Consider the following 15,444-nt stretch of genomic DNA (forward strand, 5'->3'; position numbering starts at 1 on the left):
AGGCGCCAAAAGGGATCACTCCCACTCGATCGTGCCCGGAGGCTTCGAGGTCACGTCATAGGTCACGCGGTTGATGCCTTCGACTTCATTGATGATCCGCGTCGCGGTTTCGCCCAGGAAGTCATGGCTGAAGGGGTAATAATCGGCGGTCATCCCGTCGACCGAGGTCACCGCGCGCAGCGCACAGGCGTAATCATAGGTGCGGCCATCGCCCATGACGCCCACGGTGCGGACCGGCAGGATCGCAACAAAGGCCTGCCAGATCTCGTCGTAGAGCCCATGCTTGCGAATCTGATCGATATAGACCGCGTCCGCCTTGCGCAGGATCTCCAGCTTGTCGCGGGTGATCTCTCCGGGACAGCGGATCGCCAGGCCCGGCCCGGGGAAGGGATGGCGGCCGATGAAGCTGTCGGGCAGGCCAAGCTCGCGACCCAAAGCGCGGACCTCGTCCTTGAATAGCTCGCGCAGCGGTTCGACCAGCTTGAGGCCCATCTTCTCGGGCAGGCCACCAACGTTGTGGTGGCTTTTGATCGTGACCGAAGGGCCGCCGGAAAAGCTGACCGATTCAATGACATCGGGGTAAAGCGTGCCCTGTGCCAGATAGGCCGCGCCTTCGATCTGGTCGGCGTATTTCTGGAACACGTCGATGAAGAGCCGGCCAATGATCTTGCGCTTGGTCTCGGGGTCCGAGACGCCGTCCAGCTCGCCGAGGAACAGGTCCTGTTCCTGCGCGTGGATCACGCTGAGGTTCATGTGATCGCGGAACATGCCCACGACCTCTTCGGCCTCGTTCAGGCGCAGCAGGCCATGATCGACGAAGACGCAGGTCAGGTTCTCGCCGATGGCCTCGTGGATCAGCGCGGCCGCGACGGAACTGTCGACGCCGCCCGAGAGCGCGCAGATCACCTTGGCATCGCCCACCTGGTCGCGGATGGCCTGCACCATCTCTTCGCGGTAGGCGGCCATGGTCCAGTCGCCATCGAACCCGGCAAGTCGCACGAAGTTCTCGTACAGCGTCTTGCCGTTCGGGGTGTGGTGCACCTCGGGGTGGAACTGAACGGCAAAGAAGTTGCGCTCCAGATCCGCCGTGATGGCAAATGGCGCATTGGGCGAGGTGCCGTAGACCGCAAAGCCCGGGGCCAAGGCCGCGACGTGATCGCCATGGCTCATCCAGACCTGTTCGCGCGCATCCAGGAACCAGCCCGACAAAAGGTCGATGCGGTCCTCGGTCGGGGTCACCCAGGCGCGGCCGAATTCGGCGGTGCCGCCACCGCCCGAGATCTTGCCGCCTTCGACCCGGCCGCCCAGATCCTGCATCATGACCTGCTGGCCATAGCAGATGCCCAGGATCGGCACGCCCAGGTCATAGACCGACTGCGGCGGACGCGGCGATCCTTCGCGCGTCACCGTGTCAGGCCCGCCGGAAAAGATCACGGCCTTGGGCGCAAACTCGGCCAGGAAGGCGTCGGTGACCTTCTGGTAGGGATGGATTTCACAATAGACGTTCAGCTCTCTCAGGCGGCGCGCGATCAGCTGCGTCACCTGGCTGCCAAAGTCGATGATCAGAAGGCGGTCATGGGCGGTCTGGGTCATGTGCGTCCTGTAGCCGCCGCGCCCTGATCCCGCAAGCGGCTTTGATGCGAATGGCGCGCGAAAGGGGGCTGTCCGCCCCCTCTGCCGCTTGGGGCGGCATTCACCCCCGAAGGTATTTTCCACCAGAAGAAGGAACGGCCTGCTTCTTCTGGTCCCAAGTACCTTCGGGGGAGGCGGCGAACCGGCAGGTTTGCCGACCGGGGGCAGACAGCCCCCGTCCTCCGGTCGGGCGGCGATGTCGCTTTTTCCCCCGACACGACGCAATCTGTGCGTGGTCGCGGCGCGCGTGGCGGTATGAACGGCACAAACCGGCATCGGGCCGGGGCCAAGGTACGAGGGCGAACATGAGCGATGCAGCGGTGAGCGGACGGCGGGGCAGATCGGGCGGAGGCGCGGCGCGCCGGGCCGAACGAACTTCGGTCCAGATCGGAACGGTGCCGGCGATCGACCGGAACATTCCCAACCTCGAACTGCTGTCCGAGGATTCGCTGGCGATCATCGAACGCAATGCCGAAACCGTGCTGGAAGAAATCGGCGTGAATTTCGTCAACAACCCCGGCGCGCTGGCCCGCTGGCGCGAGGCCGGGGCCGAGGTCAAGGGCGAACGGGTCCACATTCCGCGCGGCCTGGCCCGCAAGCTGTGCGAAACCGCGCCGTCCAAATTCACCCAGCACGCGCGCAATCCGGCGAACAACGTCGAGATCGGCGGCAAGGGCCTGGTCCTGGCGCCCGTCTATGGCCCGCCCTTCGTGCGCGATGCCGACGGCGGCCGCCGCTATGCCACGATGGAGGATTTCCGCAAGTTCGTGAAACTGGGCCACATGTCCAAGTGGCTGCACCATTCCGGCGGCACCGTCTGCGAGCCGACCGACGTGCCGGTGAACAAGCGCCACCTCGACATGCTTTATGCCCACATGACGCTGACCGACAAACCCTTCATGGGATCGGTCACCGAACCCAGCCGGGCGCAGGACAGCGTCGACATGTGCAAGATCCTGTTCGGCGACGAGTTCGTGCAGAACAACACGGTGATGACCTCTCTGATCAACATCAACTCGCCGCTGACCTTCGACGACGTGATGATGGGTGCGATGGAGGTCTATTCGGCCAACATGCAGGCCTGCATCATCAGCCCCTTCATCGTCGGCGGTGCCATGGCGCCCGTGTCGGTGATGGGCACGCTGACGCAGGTCCTGGCCGAGGTCCTGGCGGGCATCGCCTATTCGCAGCTGGTCCGCCCCGGCGCGCCGGTGATCTTCGGGGCCTTCGTGACCTCGATCGACATGAACTCGGGCGCGCCGACCTTCGGCACGCCAGAGGCCAGCCAGATCCTGACCGGCGCTGGTCAGCTGGCACGGCGCATGAACCTGCCGTTCCGGTCGGGTGGCGCGCTCTGCGGGTCCAAGCTGCCCGACGCGCAGGCCGCCTATGAAACCGCCAACACGCTGAACGCCGCGCTGCTGGGCGGGGTGAACTTCATGCTGCACGCCTGCGGCTGGCTGGAAGGCGGCCTGGTGTCGTCGTTCGAGAAATTTGTGATGGACGCCGACCAGCTGGGTGCGCTGCACAAGATGGCCGCCGGGGTTCCGACGGACGAAAATGCCCAGGCCATGGACGCCATCCGCGAGGTCGGGCCGGGCGGTCACTATCTTGGGTGCGCGCATACACAGGCCAACTTCAAGACGGCGTTCTGGCGGTCCGAGCTGTCGGACTACAAGCCGTTCGAGACCTGGGACGAGGAAGGCGCGCGCGACACGCAGACGCTGGCTACGGCGCGTGTCGAAAAGCTTCTGTCGCAGTACCAGCAGCCCGCCATCGATCCCGCCGTGGCCGAGGCGCTGGCCGCCTTCGTCGCGGGCAAGAAGGCCTCGATGCCCGACGCGTTCATGTAAGACTGTCACGGCACGACTTTCAGGTCGTGCCCGAGGTCATGCCGGTCATGGGCGGAGCGCAGGGCACTGTGTTCCGCCACCAGCGCCGTCAGGATGGCCACGTGACGGCGGACGCGGTACCCGCGTCGGCCGCGTCTTGCGGTCTCCTGCGCGGCTTCCATGTCGAACAGCTGCATCACGGCGGCCCCATGCCCCGGCACCCGGCCCAGCAGCATGGACAGATCCCTGTTCCGGTCATAAAGCGCCTGCCCCTCGCGGGCGGCATCGACCAGCAGGCGGGGTCGGTGCAGGCGGGACAGGCGGGTGGTCAGATCTTCCATTTCGCTCTCCGATTCTGTGAACGATGGACAGCATGACACGCCCAAAGGTTGTGTTGCGCAAAAGGCAATTTCACCGAACGGTCTGAAAATAGACCATTAATCCTTTGGCAAGAGAATTCCGAAATTAAGGTTAATTGTTAACCTAATGGAAACTTAACATTGGCAACCCTGATGCAAAAGAGCGGGTCAAGCCAAAGGATATCCACGTCCGGGGCAGCGTGGATCCCAAACCGGGGAACGGGGAAATGACGAAACACACGCACGAATGGGGCGGGGTCTGGCCAGACTGGGTGCCGGGCCATGTCCGCAACTACATATGTCACGTAAACGGGGATCAAAGCCTGCGATCCCTGGCGCGAAACGAAGGCGGTCATGCCTCGACCGTGCTGCGCCAATTCCGGCAGATCGAGACGGCGCGCGAAGACCTTCTGGTCGACGAGGCGTTGAATTGGCTGATTGGTCACTTTCGGATTACTGTTTCCGATGACGAAACGTTTAACGGGCGGCAGATGGAGCGCCCCGACGAGGCCGCCCGCCACACGTTTAAGCAGATCGAGCGTGATCTGCCGATGATCCTGCAGCGGCTGGCCAAGCCCGATGCGGTCCTGGCCTATGCGCCCAACATGGACCGCGCGGTCATCGTCCGCGACCGCGACGATGGCGACACGGTGCGCCTTGGCGTGGTCGATCGCCCCTCGGCGTTGGTGCTGGCCTTGAACGGCTGGATCGACCGGGGCGGCGGGGCACCGGCCAAGGGCAAGGTGGCGCGCTATCGGATCACGCCCCAGGGCCGGGTGGCCTTGAACGCCATGATCGCCAAGGCCGAGAACACCGCCAGCGGGTTTGCCGAAGCGCGCGGTTCGTTCCACGGCGCGCCCACCCGCCGCGCCCGGGCCATGGGCGTGGCCGATACGCCGGTGCTGGGCCTGGCCCGCAGGCGCGGTCCCGGCGGCACGCCGTTCCTTGGCCCCGACCTGGTGCGCGCGGCGGAACGGATCCAGGACGATTTCGAACTGGCCCAGATGGAGCCCCGGGTGACGGCGAACTGGGACAGCTTCCTTACCGCCGGGACGTCAGGGGCCCCGGGCGGATCCGAGCCCGCGTTGCGCGGCGCCGCCGCCGCCCGTGACCGCGTCCTATCGGCGCTGAGCGCGCTTGGCCCCGGGCTGGGTGACGTGGTGCTGGAATGTTGCTGCCGGCTGCACGGGCTTGAAGCGGCCGAGAAGAAGCTGGGCTGGTCGGCGCGGTCGGGCAAGATCGTCCTGCGCATCGCCCTGCAAAGGCTTCGGGCGCATTATGACGGGCTGAAAGACGGCGGCGGGCTCATTGGGTGATCAGCCGCCCACGATCCAGCCGACCGCATAGGCCACCACGGCGCAGATCGCCCCGACCAGAACCGTTTCCCCGACCGCGCGGCGCAGACCCTGTTCGGTCACGCTGTAGCGCAGCAGGCCAAGCGCGGTCAGGGCGCCGAAGGTCGCCACCACCGAGGCGGTCAGCGTGCCGCCCGACGGCCCGGCGACGATATAGGGGAACAGGGGCACGGCGCCGAAGATCACGAAACTGCCGAAGGTGAAAAGCCCGTTCAGGATCGGCCGGTCGCCGGCGGGGTCCTGCATGCCGTGATCCAGCGACATGCGCAGTTCGGCCAGGATCTCGGGGTGGCGGGACAGGATGGCGCTGACCTGTTCGGCATCCGGCTCCGGCAGGCCGCGCCGGGCCAGATGGCGGGTCAGGGGCGCGGCCTCGGCCGCCGGGGTGGCCCGGATCGCGGCCAGAAGTGCACCGAGGCGGCTGCGATAGAGATCATGCTGTGCCCGTCCCGACAGGATTTCCCCCATCCCCATGGACACGGCGTCGGCAAACAGGTTCGCAAGCCCGAAGACCAGCACCGCCAGCCCGCCGATCTGCGCCACGCCGTCGGCCTGCGCCCCGGCGAACCCCGCCACGATGGCAAAAGTGGTCACGATCCCGTCGTTGCCGCCAAAGACGATCTGTTTGAGGAAATCCTGCGTCCTTGCGCGGCGTGAGGTCGGCTCTGGCTGGTCGGTCATCTTCGGTCCCTTGGCTGCGGGCAGGGTGGCCCGTGCCACGCGTCACGGCAAGGGACAGGAGGTCGCGCAGATAAGCCTTGCCTTGGCGTTCGGGTTGGCGCGATAGGATTGGCTTATGAACCTGACGCTTCGCCAACTCACGTATTTCAAGGCACTTGCCCAGGCCGGCAGCTTCGGGCGCGCGGCGGACGCCTGCCGCGTGTCGCAGCCGGCCCTGTCCATGCAGATCAAGGAGATGGAGGGGATACTGGGCGCGCCGGTGGTCGAACGGCAGGCCCGGCGCGTGGTGCTGACCCCCTTTGGACGGCGAATCCTGGGGCATGCCGAGAGGGTGCTGGACGAAATGCACCAGCTTGAGGAGGCGGCGCGCTGGCGTGAAGGTCTGGCGGGGCAGCTGTCGATCGGCGTGATCCCGACCATCGCGCCCTACCTTTTGCCCGATCTGCTGGCGCGGTTGCGCGCCTCGGACATCGCGCTGGATGTACAGGTGCAGGAAGCCAAGACGACGCGGCTCATGGCCGACCTGATGGAGGGGAGCCTGGACGCCGCGATCCTGGCCCTGCCGTCGGGGGCGCAGGACGTGGTCGAACGGCCGCTGTTCGAAGACCGGTTCCTGCTGGCCGGGTCGCGGACGCGGATCGACGCGCTTGGCCCCCGCGCCGAAACCCTGCGCCCGACCGAGATCGGGGCGAGCCAGCTTTTGCTGCTGGAAGACGGACATTGCCTGACCGATCAGGCGCTTGAGGTCTGCGGACGGGGCAGGGGTCATGCGCAGATCAACATGGGGGCATCATCGCTGGCGACCCTGTCGCGGCTTGTGTCGGCGGGGTTTGGCCTGACGCTGATGCCCGAACTGTCGCTGCCCGATGATGGCCATGACCTCGCGCTGTTGCGCTTTGCCGCGCCCGAACCGTCGCGCACCATCGGCCTGGTCCGCCGCGCGTCATCGCCGGCGGGGCGGTGGTTCGATGCGCTGGCCGTCGCGATTGCCGAAGCCGGGCAGGAGGTCATCACCCGGGCCCGGACCATCGCGCCCGGCCCGACCGATTGACCCTTGATCCGCCGCCGTTTCGCGTCACCTTTAGCGTCATGTACCGCTGGATCGCCCTTGCCCTGTCCCTGACCCTTCTTGCCGCCTGCGGGCGTGGTGTGCCCGATCAGGCGCGGGTCGTTGTTGCCGGCGATTCGATCATGGCCTGGAATCGGGTCGAAGGGGCGTCGGTGGCCGACCGGCTGGAGGCGCGCCTGGGTCAACCCGTGGGCGACGTGTCGTTGTCCTTCGCACGCGTGGCCGGGGGCTCGGGTCCGCTGAACATCCCAACCCAGCTGAACGGCGTCCGGGCCGACTGGATCGTGCTGAACGGGGGCGCCAATGATCTGAGCGCGGGCTGCGACTGTTCGGCCTGCGGTCCGGTGCTCAACCGGTTGATTTCCGACGACGGGCAACGCGGCGCGATCCCGGCGCTGGTGCGTGACCTGCGCGGTCGCGGCGCGCGCGTGGTCTGGGCCGATTACTACACCGCGCCCAGGTATGCCGGAACGGGCTGCGAAGCCCCCTACGAGGTGCTTGAGGCGCGGCTGACCCGCATGGCCGCCGCCGATCCGGGCGTGACGCTGGTGGATATGGACGACGCCTTCACCCCGACGGACCTGAGCCTTTTTGCCGGGGACCGGACGCATCCGTCGGCCAAGGGATCGGCGCTGATCGCGGACCAGATCCTGCCGGTCCTGCAGCGGTAACGCAAAAGGCCGCCCCGAGGGACGGCCTTTGTTGGTCTGGTCCGACGGATCAGGCCGCGACTTCGGCGGTTGCCTCGGCCAGGTACTTGAGCAGGTTCTCGGGCGAGCTTTCGCCATAGGGGTCTTCGCCGTGGTTGTCGCAGATGCCGGGCTCTTCGAACCAGGCCTCGACCACGCCGTTGTCGATGACGGCGGCATAGCGCCAGGACCGCAGACCGAAGCCCAGGTTATCCTTGCGCACCAGCATGCCGACGCGGCGGGTGAATTCACCAGAACCGTCGGGGATGACCGACACGTTCTCGATGCCCTGCGCCTTGGCCCACTGGTTCATGACAAAGCTGTCGTTGACCGACATGCAGTAGATCGCGTCGATGCCCAGGTCCTGGAACTTGGCAAAGTTGTTCTCGAAACCCGGCAGCTGGTAGGTCGAACAGGTCGGCGTGAAGGCGCCGGGCAGCGAAAACAGGATCACGCGCTTGCCCGCGAAGTAATCGGCGGTGGTCTTGTCTTCCCAACGGAACGGGTTGGACCCGCCGATTGAGGCATCCCGGACCCGGGTGTGGAAGGTGACCTGGGGAAGTTTCTGACCGCTTTGCATGTGTCCCTCGTATGCGATGTCTTGTCTGGCGCCGGGGTAGAATGATTCCAGAACCAAGGACAACGCCAATTCCGCACTGCGGCATGGGAATATGTGGCGAATCCAGATACCTGCGACCGCATTATGCATGTGCGGCAAGGGGTTCAGGGACATCGCATGTGCCTTGCATGTCCCGCATGGCCGCCTTGCGCCCGGGGGCGACTGGCCAATTCCCGTGCAGCGGCGTATGATCGGCCAGCACTCAACCGGCGAAGCCCGAAGGCCCGATATGCGCGATCTCAAGATCCCCGAACAGCGTCACCCGGAAAAGGCCCGCAAGCCCGACAATCCGCAGCCCAAGAAACCCGACTGGATCCGCGTCAAGGCGCCGACCTCGAAGGGGTATTTCGACACGCGCAACACCATGCGCGAACACAAGCTGACCACGGTCTGCGAAGAGGCCGGCTGCCCGAACGTCGGCGAATGCTGGAGCCAGGGCCACGCCACCATGATGATCATGGGCGAGGTCTGCACCCGCGCCTGCACCTTCTGCAACATCGCCACCGGCAAGCCGCCCGAGGATCTGGACGTCTTCGAACCGGGCCGCGTCGCCGATGCGGTGGCCAAGCTGGGTCTGAACCACGTCGTCATCACCAGCGTGGACCGCGACGATATCGAAGACGGCGGGGCCGAGCATTTCGCGATGACCATCCGCGCCATCCGCAAGCGCGCGCCGGGCACCACGATCGAAATCCTGACGCCCGACTTCATCCGCTGTGGTCCCGAAGCGCTTGAGGTTGTCGTCGAGGCCAAGCCGGACGTCTTCAACCACAACCTTGAAACCGTGCCGGGGCTTTACCCCGAGGTGCGGCCGGGCGCGCGGTACTTCCATTCGCTGCGTCTGTTGCAGCGTGTGAAGGAGTTGGACCCGACGATGTTCACCAAGTCCGGCATCATGGTGGGGCTGGGCGAAAACCGCCAGCAGGTCACGCAGGTCATGGAGGACATGCGCGCCGCCGACATCGATTTCCTGACCATCGGCCAGTACCTGCAGCCGACACCCAAGCATCACGCGGTCGACCGTTTCGTCACGCCCGAGGAATTCGCGGCCTATGAAAAGACGGCCTACAACAAGGGATTCCTGATGGTCTCGGCCACGCCGCTGACCCGGTCGTCCTATCACGCGGGCGACGATTTCGCCCGGCTGCGCGAGAACCGACTGAAGAAGCTCGGCCGCGCCTGAACGGTGCGAGACAAAGAAAAACGGCCGGTCCCGCGAAGGACCGGCCGTTTCTGTTTGCGACGTGTGTGGAGTCAGCCCTTGCGGCGACGCAGCGCGGCAAGTCCACCCAAACCGGCGATCAGAAGCGGCAGCCCGGCGGGCAGCGGCACGGCGGGGGTGGTGAAGCCGTTGTCGTAGATCGATTTCACTTCGCTCTCGCCAAGTGTGCGGTCGAACAGGAAGACGTCGTCGGCGAGGCCGGTGAAGTATTCGTTGTGAACCGCGTTCGCGCCGATGGTGAAGTAGCTCAGCATCGATGTGCCGGCGGTCCAGGATTCAGTGACTTCGGACGCCAGAACGCCGTTGGCAAAAAGCTGAACCTTGCTGCCATCATAGGTGGCGACGAGGTGCACCCATGTGTCGAGGGTCATCGATGTGATGTCCTGCACGCCAGATCCGTTGAAGGCTGCCCAAGCTGGATCACGTCCCGGATTGCCGCGCGTGTCGATCCCCATGAGACGGTCGAACCCGCCATTGTCGGCGCTGAGAACGCCGTGATAGCGGGTGCCGGCGGATGCGTTGAACCAGCCGCCCCAGGACATGGTCGCCATCGCGCCTTCCGAGACGTTTTCGTTGACGGTCACATAGCTGCTGCCGTCGAACGACGCGACAGAACCGCGCGTGGCGTCAGTCACGATGGTCGTGCCGGTGTTGGTTGCGGTGCCGGATCCGGTGCCGCTGTAGGCGGTCGCGCTGGTGTCGAAACCGAAAAGGTAAAGGTAGTCTGAGGTCGTCGCCGATGCGGTGGTCGCCGCCAGGGCGACGGGCAAGGCAAGAGCCAGGGTTCTGAAAATCATTGAGCACATCCTTCAATAGAATGCGCGCAGGATACCAACGGTTTGCATCATAGGAAAGCACGGATTTTTCCTAAGGAAAAGTCTTTCCGCCGTGGGCAGGCCCCGTCTAACCGGCCAGCAGCTGATGCACGATCGCCCGCTTGGCCGAGGACGAATGATCGATCGCCCCGATGGCCGCCATGAGGATCGCCTTGGGTGCCCCCCGACTTTGCAGCATCCGCCGCGCGCGTTCGGTAACCTGAATGGCGTGATGCCCTTCGGGATGGCGCGCGGCCTCGTATCCGTCCTGCGTGCCCTCGGCCAGCCGTTCGGCCAGGTCGCAGGCATCCGCGATGCCAAGGTTCATGCCACGCCCGCCCACGGGCGAATGCGCATGGGCCGCATCCCCGGCGAGGAAGACGTTGCCCTTGCGATAGGCCTCGGCCTGCTTGACCTCGATATGAAAGCTGGAGTCGCGGATCAGTTTGTCGACGGTCAAAGGCACCGGCAGCGCCTTGAGCGCATCATCCCGGCTGGCGATCACGCGGTAGCGGTCGGGCGCCATCGGCACGACGACAGCCACGTCGCCATGCGGCAGCAGGTAGCCCGCGAACCGGTCGCGATGCGGCCAGTCGGCCGAGATCACGTCGGCAATCGACCAGTGGCCGGGCAGGGTGCGCCCTTCGAAATGGATGCCGGCGGTGGCGCGGACACGGCTGTGCACGCCGTCGGCCCCGATCAGGTACCGGCCCTGCACGCGGATGTGCTGGCCGAATTCGACCTCGATATGATCGGCGCGCAGGTGATAGTTGGTCATGCAGCGCATGTATTCAACCGTGACACCCTGCGCCTTCAGCGCGTCGATCAGATGCGCTTCGGTCCGGTCCTGCGGCAGGCCGTAGATCTCGCTTTGCCCGTCGAAATTGAGCGGCAGGGTCAGCACCGGATCCTTGCCATGATGCATCACCATGCCTTCGAACCGCACGGCCTCGGCCCGGATCGCGGGGCCGGCACCACAGGACGCCAGCAGCTCGATCGACCGGGCGGTGACCCCCACGGCGCGCGACAACCCCGAGGGCCCGTCCTTCTTGTCGAAGATCCGCACGCTCATCCCCCGCCGCGCCAGTTCGGTGGCGACGGTCAGGCCGGTCGGACCGGCCCCGATCACGATGACGTCGATCATTCGATGGCTGGTACGGATTTCAGGTAGGCGACGATCGCATCGATATCCTCGTCCGGCAGATGCGACATGTTCTGGACAACCTCGGCCATTTCCCCTCCCGCGCTGTCGAAATCGGGCGTGAAGCCCGTCTTCAGGTAAGCCGCAATATCCACATCCGTCCAGTCGAGTTTTCCCGGCGTGATGTTGGGGATCGATCCGCGCCCGTCCGGTGACGGCGCGCCGCCCAGCCAGCGCGCGGTGTCCAGCCCGCCAAGCGCGTTGCGTGGCGTATGGCATTCGGCGCAATGGCCAAGCGCCTCGACCAGGTAGCGGCCTCTTTCAAGCTGGGGCGTGGCGGCGTCGGTCATCACCCAGTCGTCCGAGAAGAACAGCATCTTCCACCCGCCAAGCGACCGGCGGATGTTGAAGGGAAACCCGACCTCGTGCGGCAGGCTGGGCGTGTCGGACGCGGGCAGGGTGGTGACAAAGGCATGCAGGTCCGCGATGTCCTGCGGATCGGCCTTGGCGTAGGAGGTATAGGGGAAGGCGGGGTAATAATGTGCCCCCGAAGGCGACACGCCCCGCATCATGGCGTTGCCAAGATCTGCCACGCTCCACCCCGCGATCCCGGCGTCCGAGGGCGAGATGTTGGGCGCGCGGAACGTGCCGAAATCGCTTGCGAATCCCTTGCCGCCTGCCAGCACGAGACGATCGTCGCCCTCTGCGCCCGGCGCAGCATGGCACGAGGCGCAGCCGGCCGCCCAGAAGACCTGTTCGCCCCGGGTGGCGTCGCCCGACAGCCCGGCGAAGGTGTCATCGGGCATCGTGCGTGGTGCGGTGACGAACCAGAAGATGCCGAGGCCGCCCAGCACAAGGATGAGCGCAAGGGCCAGAAGTCGTGTGATCGTGTACATTGGCCCTTGCCTCTATGCGTGTCTTAGTCGGACTGGCGGTAGGATTTGTGGCAGGCGCCGCAGGCACCGCCCATGGCGCCCATGGCCGCCTGAAGCCCGGCCAGATCCGTCGCGGCTTCGGCCTGCATGGCGGCTTCGGTCAGGGCGGCGGCCTTGGCGCCGACGTCTTCCATGTTCTCCCACACGGCGGGAAGCGCCTTGGAGCCTTCGACTTCGCCGACGGCCGATCCCTGCGGCCAATAGGCCATCTGATTCTGCGACGACACCTTCACGATGTTGCCGGCCGCGGCCTGCGCCACTGCGGCGTCATAGTCCATCTGACCCTTGGCCATCGCGCCAAGCGTCCCGAGGTTGAAGGCATATAGCTGCATCACCGCCTGGCGGGCCTTCACGGCCTTGTCCAGATCCTGCGCGGTGGCGTGGCTGCCAACCAGTCCCAGACCTGCCACGAGCAGGCCCATGCTAAAGCGTTTCATTGGTAACTCCCTGTCTGAACACTTCTGTTCCGACCGTAGAGCAGAAGTATGTGACAGGCAGTGACTAAATCGTGAGGTTTCGGCACCGGGCGAGAGCCTGCGCGTAGGCCCTAGTCGGTGAACCGCACCTTGCCGATGTAGGGCAGGTTGCGATTGCACTGCGCGTAGTCGATGCCATAGCCGACGACGAATTCGTCCGGGATCGCGAAGCCCGTGTAATCCGCCTTGAAATCGACCTCGCGGCGCGACGGCTTGTCCAGCAACGCGATGGTGCGGATCCGCTTGGGGTGGCGCGATTCGAGGAAGTGCATCACGTGATTGAGCGTATGTCCCGTGTCGACGATATCCTCGACGACCAGGACGTTGCGCCCCTCGATCTCGCCGCGCAGGTCCTTGAGGATCCGCACCTCGCGCGAGCTTTCCATCGCATTGCCGTAGGACGAGGCTTCGAGGAAATCGACCTCGACATCGCGGTCCTTGAGCTCACGCACCAGGTCGGCGATGAAGACGAAGGACCCGCGCAGAAGCCCCACGACGACCAGCCGTTCCTCGGCCGGGAATTCCTTCTTGATCTCTTCGGTCAGCTCTTCGATGCGGGCGGCAATCGCCTTGGCCGAGATCATCTGGTCGATGACATAAGGACGCGCGGTCATGGTTCTTCCTTGATATTACGCGCGCACCATACGACATGAGGTGCCTGTGTAAACGCGTCAAAAAGGGGCCAGATGCCACGTCATTCCGAGACACGCCGCCTGCCGTATACCGCGCAGCAGATGTATGACCTTGTCGCCGATGTGGGGTCCTATCCGCAGTTCCTGCCCTGGTGCGCCGCCGCCCGTATCCGGTCGCGCGAGGATCGGGGCGATCACGAGGTGATGGCGGCGGACCTGGTGATCTCCTTCAAGGTGTTTCGCGAAAAGTTCGGGTCCCGCGTCGTGCTGTGGCCCGAGGTGATGAAGATCGACACCGAATACCTGGACGGTCCCTTCCGTTACATGAAATCCGACTGGCATTTCGCCGATGCCGAAGACGGCTGCGATGTTTCCTTCCACGTCGATTTCGAATTCAAGAACGCCGTATTGCAAGGGATCATCGGTGTCGTCTTCAATGAAGCGATGCACCGGATTGTCCGGGCATTCGAAGATCGGGCCCGGGCGCTTTACGGTTAAATGGTATAACCGTTTTCTGCAAAGGTGCCGCTGCACGTAAGAGTTGAATTAAGGCGGCAACCCGGCACAACCAACAAAATTACATCGCAATCAGGGGACAACTTCTAGGTGTGCAAGCTAGAAGGAGTCATAACATTGTTTGCTAACGGAGCGCTGTTCGAGCAGTTCAGCAAAACCGACTGGAAGGCCGCTTTCAAAGCGGCGCGGGACGCCGCCCGGGCTGCGCGGTCGTCGCAGGATGACGGTCAGACGACGCAGCAGGCCTCGGCACCGACCGCAACGCCCGAACCGGCCCCCGCCGCATCTGCGCCGGCCCAGGCTGTCCAGGCCGTGACCGAAGTTGCCACCAACGTTGCCGCACAGGCGGTTGCCCCGGCCGAGGCAAAGGCCGCGCCGGTTGCCCAGGTCGCCAACGCTGCCGCAGCGGTTGAAAAGGTCGCCGATGTCGCCAAAGAGGTGGTCAGCGGTGTCCTTGCCAAGTCGGTCAAACCGGCGGAAGAGCCCGTGGCCGAGGCCACAGCGCCTGCAGCTGAGGATGCGGAACCGGTTGAGGAAAAGGTCAACGCCGACGAATACGCGCGTCGCGCGGCCATCAACGCCCAGGCGGCGATGAAGACCCAGACGCTGATCGACGGCATGGGCGGCGGATCCTACACCCGCGTCGAAGGCGGGTCGGGCAGCGTGGCCGATCTCTATGCGCCGGCGTCCTCTGCCTCTGGCGGCTCGGCATCGCGTGACGCTGTCGAATACTCGGCCTGACCCTGTCGCTGCGCCCCGGTCCGGCACCGGGGCACATCGTTTTTCGCAATGACAACGATGCGCGCATGTTCATGAATTGGGCAGGCGGAACGCGGCGTTAACACAATCCGAACTCAATTGAGGTGCATCCCTTGCTTCCGGTGGAGAAAGCAAAGGAGAGTACCATGTCCCTTATTGGCGGCATATCCAATGGCCTGGGCGCTGTTTTCGGCGGCGGTAATGGCAATGGTAATGGAAATACCTCTGGTGTCGGCGGCAATACTGCCGATCAGCCGGTTTCCGAAAGCAATTCTGATAATACTGCGACCTCTCCTGAGGGGGAAACGCAGGCGGTTGAGAATTCGTCCGAGACAAATTCAGGCGCGGCCCCTGTGACCGGCAACAGCTCGGTCGGTGTGGATTATTATCGTTACAAGCAAGAGCTGGAGAAAGCCGAAATCTCCGGCCCCCGAGATTACGACATCGAGTCGCGTGACCAGGCCGTCATCGCCGTGGATTTCGTGCGCCGCGAAGCGATCGCCACGCAATCCGCGCTAAGCCTCGACGGCATCTTTGCCGATCTCGAACGCGTCGACACCTATTCGCTTCTGACGCCGGTCAACCAGGACGCGGGCGGTGCCTATGGTCGTGCCGACATGGCCGAACGGTCGGGCGAGCGCACAGAACGCAGCGCATGACGGGGCGCCCGGTTCGGGCAGACCTCAAAAAGATCAGGGTCTTTCCTTGGACT

At 64.8% G+C, this 15,444-nt stretch carries 17 protein-coding genes; 8 read left to right on the top strand and 9 right to left on the bottom strand.

Annotated elements, in window-relative coordinates; genetic code table 11:
* Window positions 1-15: 15 nt before the first annotated feature.
* Window positions 16-1,593: a glutamine-hydrolyzing GMP synthase gene (gene guaA / locus E4S58_RS06870; protein ID WP_136635579.1), complete on the bottom strand. Its 1,578-nt coding sequence runs from the start codon at window positions 1,591-1,593 to the stop codon at window positions 16-18.
* A gap of 344 nt (window positions 1,594-1,937) precedes the next feature.
* Between guaA and E4S58_RS06875 the strand changes: the two genes are divergently transcribed.
* Window positions 1,938-3,485 (top strand): trimethylamine methyltransferase family protein, encoded by a 1,548-nt coding sequence (locus E4S58_RS06875; protein ID WP_136635580.1) that lies wholly within the window; start codon window positions 1,938-1,940, stop codon window positions 3,483-3,485.
* 5 nt (window positions 3,486-3,490) lie between these two features.
* Here the strand turns inward: E4S58_RS06875 and E4S58_RS06880 are convergent, their stop codons facing one another.
* On the bottom strand, window positions 3,491-3,805 hold the full coding sequence (locus E4S58_RS06880) for a DUF6477 family protein (protein ID WP_136635581.1): 315 nt from the start codon (window positions 3,803-3,805) through the stop codon (window positions 3,491-3,493).
* Between the two features lie 245 nt (window positions 3,806-4,050).
* Here E4S58_RS06880 and E4S58_RS06885 point away from each other — a divergent pair, with 245 nt between their 5' ends.
* Window positions 4,051-5,139 (top strand): DUF6456 domain-containing protein, encoded by a 1,089-nt coding sequence (locus E4S58_RS06885; RefSeq protein WP_136635582.1) that lies wholly within the window; start codon window positions 4,051-4,053, stop codon window positions 5,137-5,139.
* On the opposite strand, the gene E4S58_RS06890 is transcribed toward E4S58_RS06885, so the two are convergent.
* Window positions 5,140-5,859, bottom strand: coding sequence for a VIT1/CCC1 transporter family protein (locus E4S58_RS06890; RefSeq protein WP_136635583.1), 720 nt, complete (start codon window positions 5,857-5,859; stop codon window positions 5,140-5,142).
* Window positions 5,860-5,974: 115 nt separating this feature from the next.
* Between E4S58_RS06890 and E4S58_RS06895 the strand changes: the two genes are divergently transcribed.
* Together E4S58_RS06895 and E4S58_RS06900 are read left to right on the top strand one after the other, a co-directional pair.
* Window positions 5,975-6,910, top strand: a complete 936-nt coding sequence (locus tag E4S58_RS06895; protein WP_136635584.1) for a LysR substrate-binding domain-containing protein — start codon at window positions 5,975-5,977, stop codon at window positions 6,908-6,910.
* Window positions 6,907-7,599, top strand: coding sequence for an SGNH/GDSL hydrolase family protein (locus tag E4S58_RS06900; RefSeq protein ID WP_240789481.1), 693 nt, complete (start codon window positions 6,907-6,909; stop codon window positions 7,597-7,599). Before E4S58_RS06895 ends, E4S58_RS06900 begins: the two co-directional genes overlap by 4 nt.
* A gap of 49 nt (window positions 7,600-7,648) precedes the next feature.
* Here the strand turns inward: E4S58_RS06900 and E4S58_RS06905 are convergent, their stop codons facing one another.
* Window positions 7,649-8,197: a peroxiredoxin gene (locus tag E4S58_RS06905; protein ID WP_136635586.1), complete on the bottom strand. Its 549-nt coding sequence runs from the start codon at window positions 8,195-8,197 to the stop codon at window positions 7,649-7,651.
* 268 nt (window positions 8,198-8,465) lie between these two features.
* Here E4S58_RS06905 and lipA point away from each other — a divergent pair, with 268 nt between their 5' ends.
* Entirely contained in the window at window positions 8,466-9,419 is a 954-nt protein-coding gene (gene lipA, locus E4S58_RS06910; protein ID WP_136635587.1) for a lipoyl synthase, read from the top strand.
* Between the two features lie 71 nt (window positions 9,420-9,490).
* Here the strand turns inward: lipA and E4S58_RS06915 are convergent, their stop codons facing one another.
* From E4S58_RS06915 to hpt, 5 genes are all read right to left on the bottom strand, one after another.
* Window positions 9,491-10,255 carry a LamG-like jellyroll fold domain-containing protein gene (locus E4S58_RS06915; protein WP_169052614.1) on the bottom strand — a complete coding sequence of 255 codons (765 nt, stop codon included), beginning with the start codon at window positions 10,253-10,255 and terminating at the stop codon, window positions 9,491-9,493.
* 106 nt (window positions 10,256-10,361) lie between these two features.
* Entirely contained in the window at window positions 10,362-11,417 is a 1,056-nt protein-coding gene (locus tag E4S58_RS06920; protein WP_136635588.1) for an FAD-dependent oxidoreductase, read from the bottom strand.
* Window positions 11,414-12,310, bottom strand: a complete 897-nt coding sequence (locus tag E4S58_RS06925; protein ID WP_136635589.1) for a c-type cytochrome — start codon at window positions 12,308-12,310, stop codon at window positions 11,414-11,416. Before E4S58_RS06925 ends, E4S58_RS06920 begins: the two co-directional genes overlap by 4 nt.
* Window positions 12,311-12,333: 23 nt before the next feature.
* The gene (locus E4S58_RS06930) at window positions 12,334-12,786 is read right to left on the bottom strand and encodes a c-type cytochrome (protein ID WP_136635590.1); all 453 of its coding nucleotides are present in this window, start codon (window positions 12,784-12,786) and stop codon (window positions 12,334-12,336) included.
* 110 nt (window positions 12,787-12,896) lie between these two features.
* A complete protein-coding gene (gene hpt / locus E4S58_RS06935; RefSeq protein ID WP_136635591.1) occupies window positions 12,897-13,439 on the bottom strand; it encodes a hypoxanthine phosphoribosyltransferase in 543 nt (180 codons plus the stop codon).
* Between the two features lie 72 nt (window positions 13,440-13,511).
* Between hpt and E4S58_RS06940 the strand changes: the two genes are divergently transcribed.
* From E4S58_RS06940 to E4S58_RS17870, 3 genes are all read left to right on the top strand, one after another.
* Window positions 13,512-13,955, top strand: a complete 444-nt coding sequence (locus tag E4S58_RS06940) for a type II toxin-antitoxin system RatA family toxin (protein ID WP_136635592.1) — start codon at window positions 13,512-13,514, stop codon at window positions 13,953-13,955.
* A gap of 135 nt (window positions 13,956-14,090) precedes the next feature.
* Window positions 14,091-14,714 carry a hypothetical protein gene (locus tag E4S58_RS06945; protein WP_169052615.1) on the top strand — a complete coding sequence of 208 codons (624 nt, stop codon included), beginning with the start codon at window positions 14,091-14,093 and terminating at the stop codon, window positions 14,712-14,714.
* A 164-nt stretch (window positions 14,715-14,878) separates the two neighbouring features.
* A complete protein-coding gene (locus tag E4S58_RS17870; RefSeq protein WP_169052616.1) occupies window positions 14,879-15,391 on the top strand; it encodes a hypothetical protein in 513 nt (170 codons plus the stop codon).
* Window positions 15,392-15,444 lie beyond the last annotated feature (53 nt).

The organism is Pseudooceanicola onchidii, from assembly GCF_004959925.1.
GTDB classification, from domain to species: domain Bacteria; phylum Pseudomonadota; class Alphaproteobacteria; order Rhodobacterales; family Rhodobacteraceae; genus Pseudooceanicola; species Pseudooceanicola onchidii.

Coding starts and splice junctions, on each gene's coding strand:
- E4S58_RS17870 (WP_169052616.1), top strand. CDS start 14,879: ATGTCCCTTATTGGCGGCATATCCAATGGCCTGGGCGCTGTTTTCGGC.
- E4S58_RS06905 (WP_136635586.1), bottom strand. CDS start 8,197: ATGCAAAGCGGTCAGAAACTTCCCCAGGTCACCTTCCACACCCGGGTC.
- E4S58_RS06880 (WP_136635581.1), bottom strand. CDS start 3,805: ATGGAAGATCTGACCACCCGCCTGTCCCGCCTGCACCGACCCCGCCTG.
- E4S58_RS06915 (WP_169052614.1), bottom strand. CDS start 10,255: ATGATTTTCAGAACCCTGGCTCTTGCCTTGCCCGTCGCCCTGGCGGCG.
- guaA (WP_136635579.1), bottom strand. CDS start 1,593: ATGACCCAGACCGCCCATGACCGCCTTCTGATCATCGACTTTGGCAGC.
- E4S58_RS06875 (WP_136635580.1), top strand. CDS start 1,938: ATGAGCGATGCAGCGGTGAGCGGACGGCGGGGCAGATCGGGCGGAGGC.
- lipA (WP_136635587.1), top strand. CDS start 8,466: ATGCGCGATCTCAAGATCCCCGAACAGCGTCACCCGGAAAAGGCCCGC.
- E4S58_RS06890 (WP_136635583.1), bottom strand. CDS start 5,859: ATGACCGACCAGCCAGAGCCGACCTCACGCCGCGCAAGGACGCAGGAT.
- E4S58_RS06920 (WP_136635588.1), bottom strand. CDS start 11,417: ATGATCGACGTCATCGTGATCGGGGCCGGTCCGACCGGCCTGACCGTC.
- E4S58_RS06885 (WP_136635582.1), top strand. CDS start 4,051: ATGACGAAACACACGCACGAATGGGGCGGGGTCTGGCCAGACTGGGTG.
- E4S58_RS06925 (WP_136635589.1), bottom strand. CDS start 12,310: ATGTACACGATCACACGACTTCTGGCCCTTGCGCTCATCCTTGTGCTG.
- E4S58_RS06895 (WP_136635584.1), top strand. CDS start 5,975: ATGAACCTGACGCTTCGCCAACTCACGTATTTCAAGGCACTTGCCCAG.
- E4S58_RS06940 (WP_136635592.1), top strand. CDS start 13,512: ATGCCACGTCATTCCGAGACACGCCGCCTGCCGTATACCGCGCAGCAG.
- E4S58_RS06930 (WP_136635590.1), bottom strand. CDS start 12,786: ATGAAACGCTTTAGCATGGGCCTGCTCGTGGCAGGTCTGGGACTGGTT.
- hpt (WP_136635591.1), bottom strand. CDS start 13,439: ATGACCGCGCGTCCTTATGTCATCGACCAGATGATCTCGGCCAAGGCG.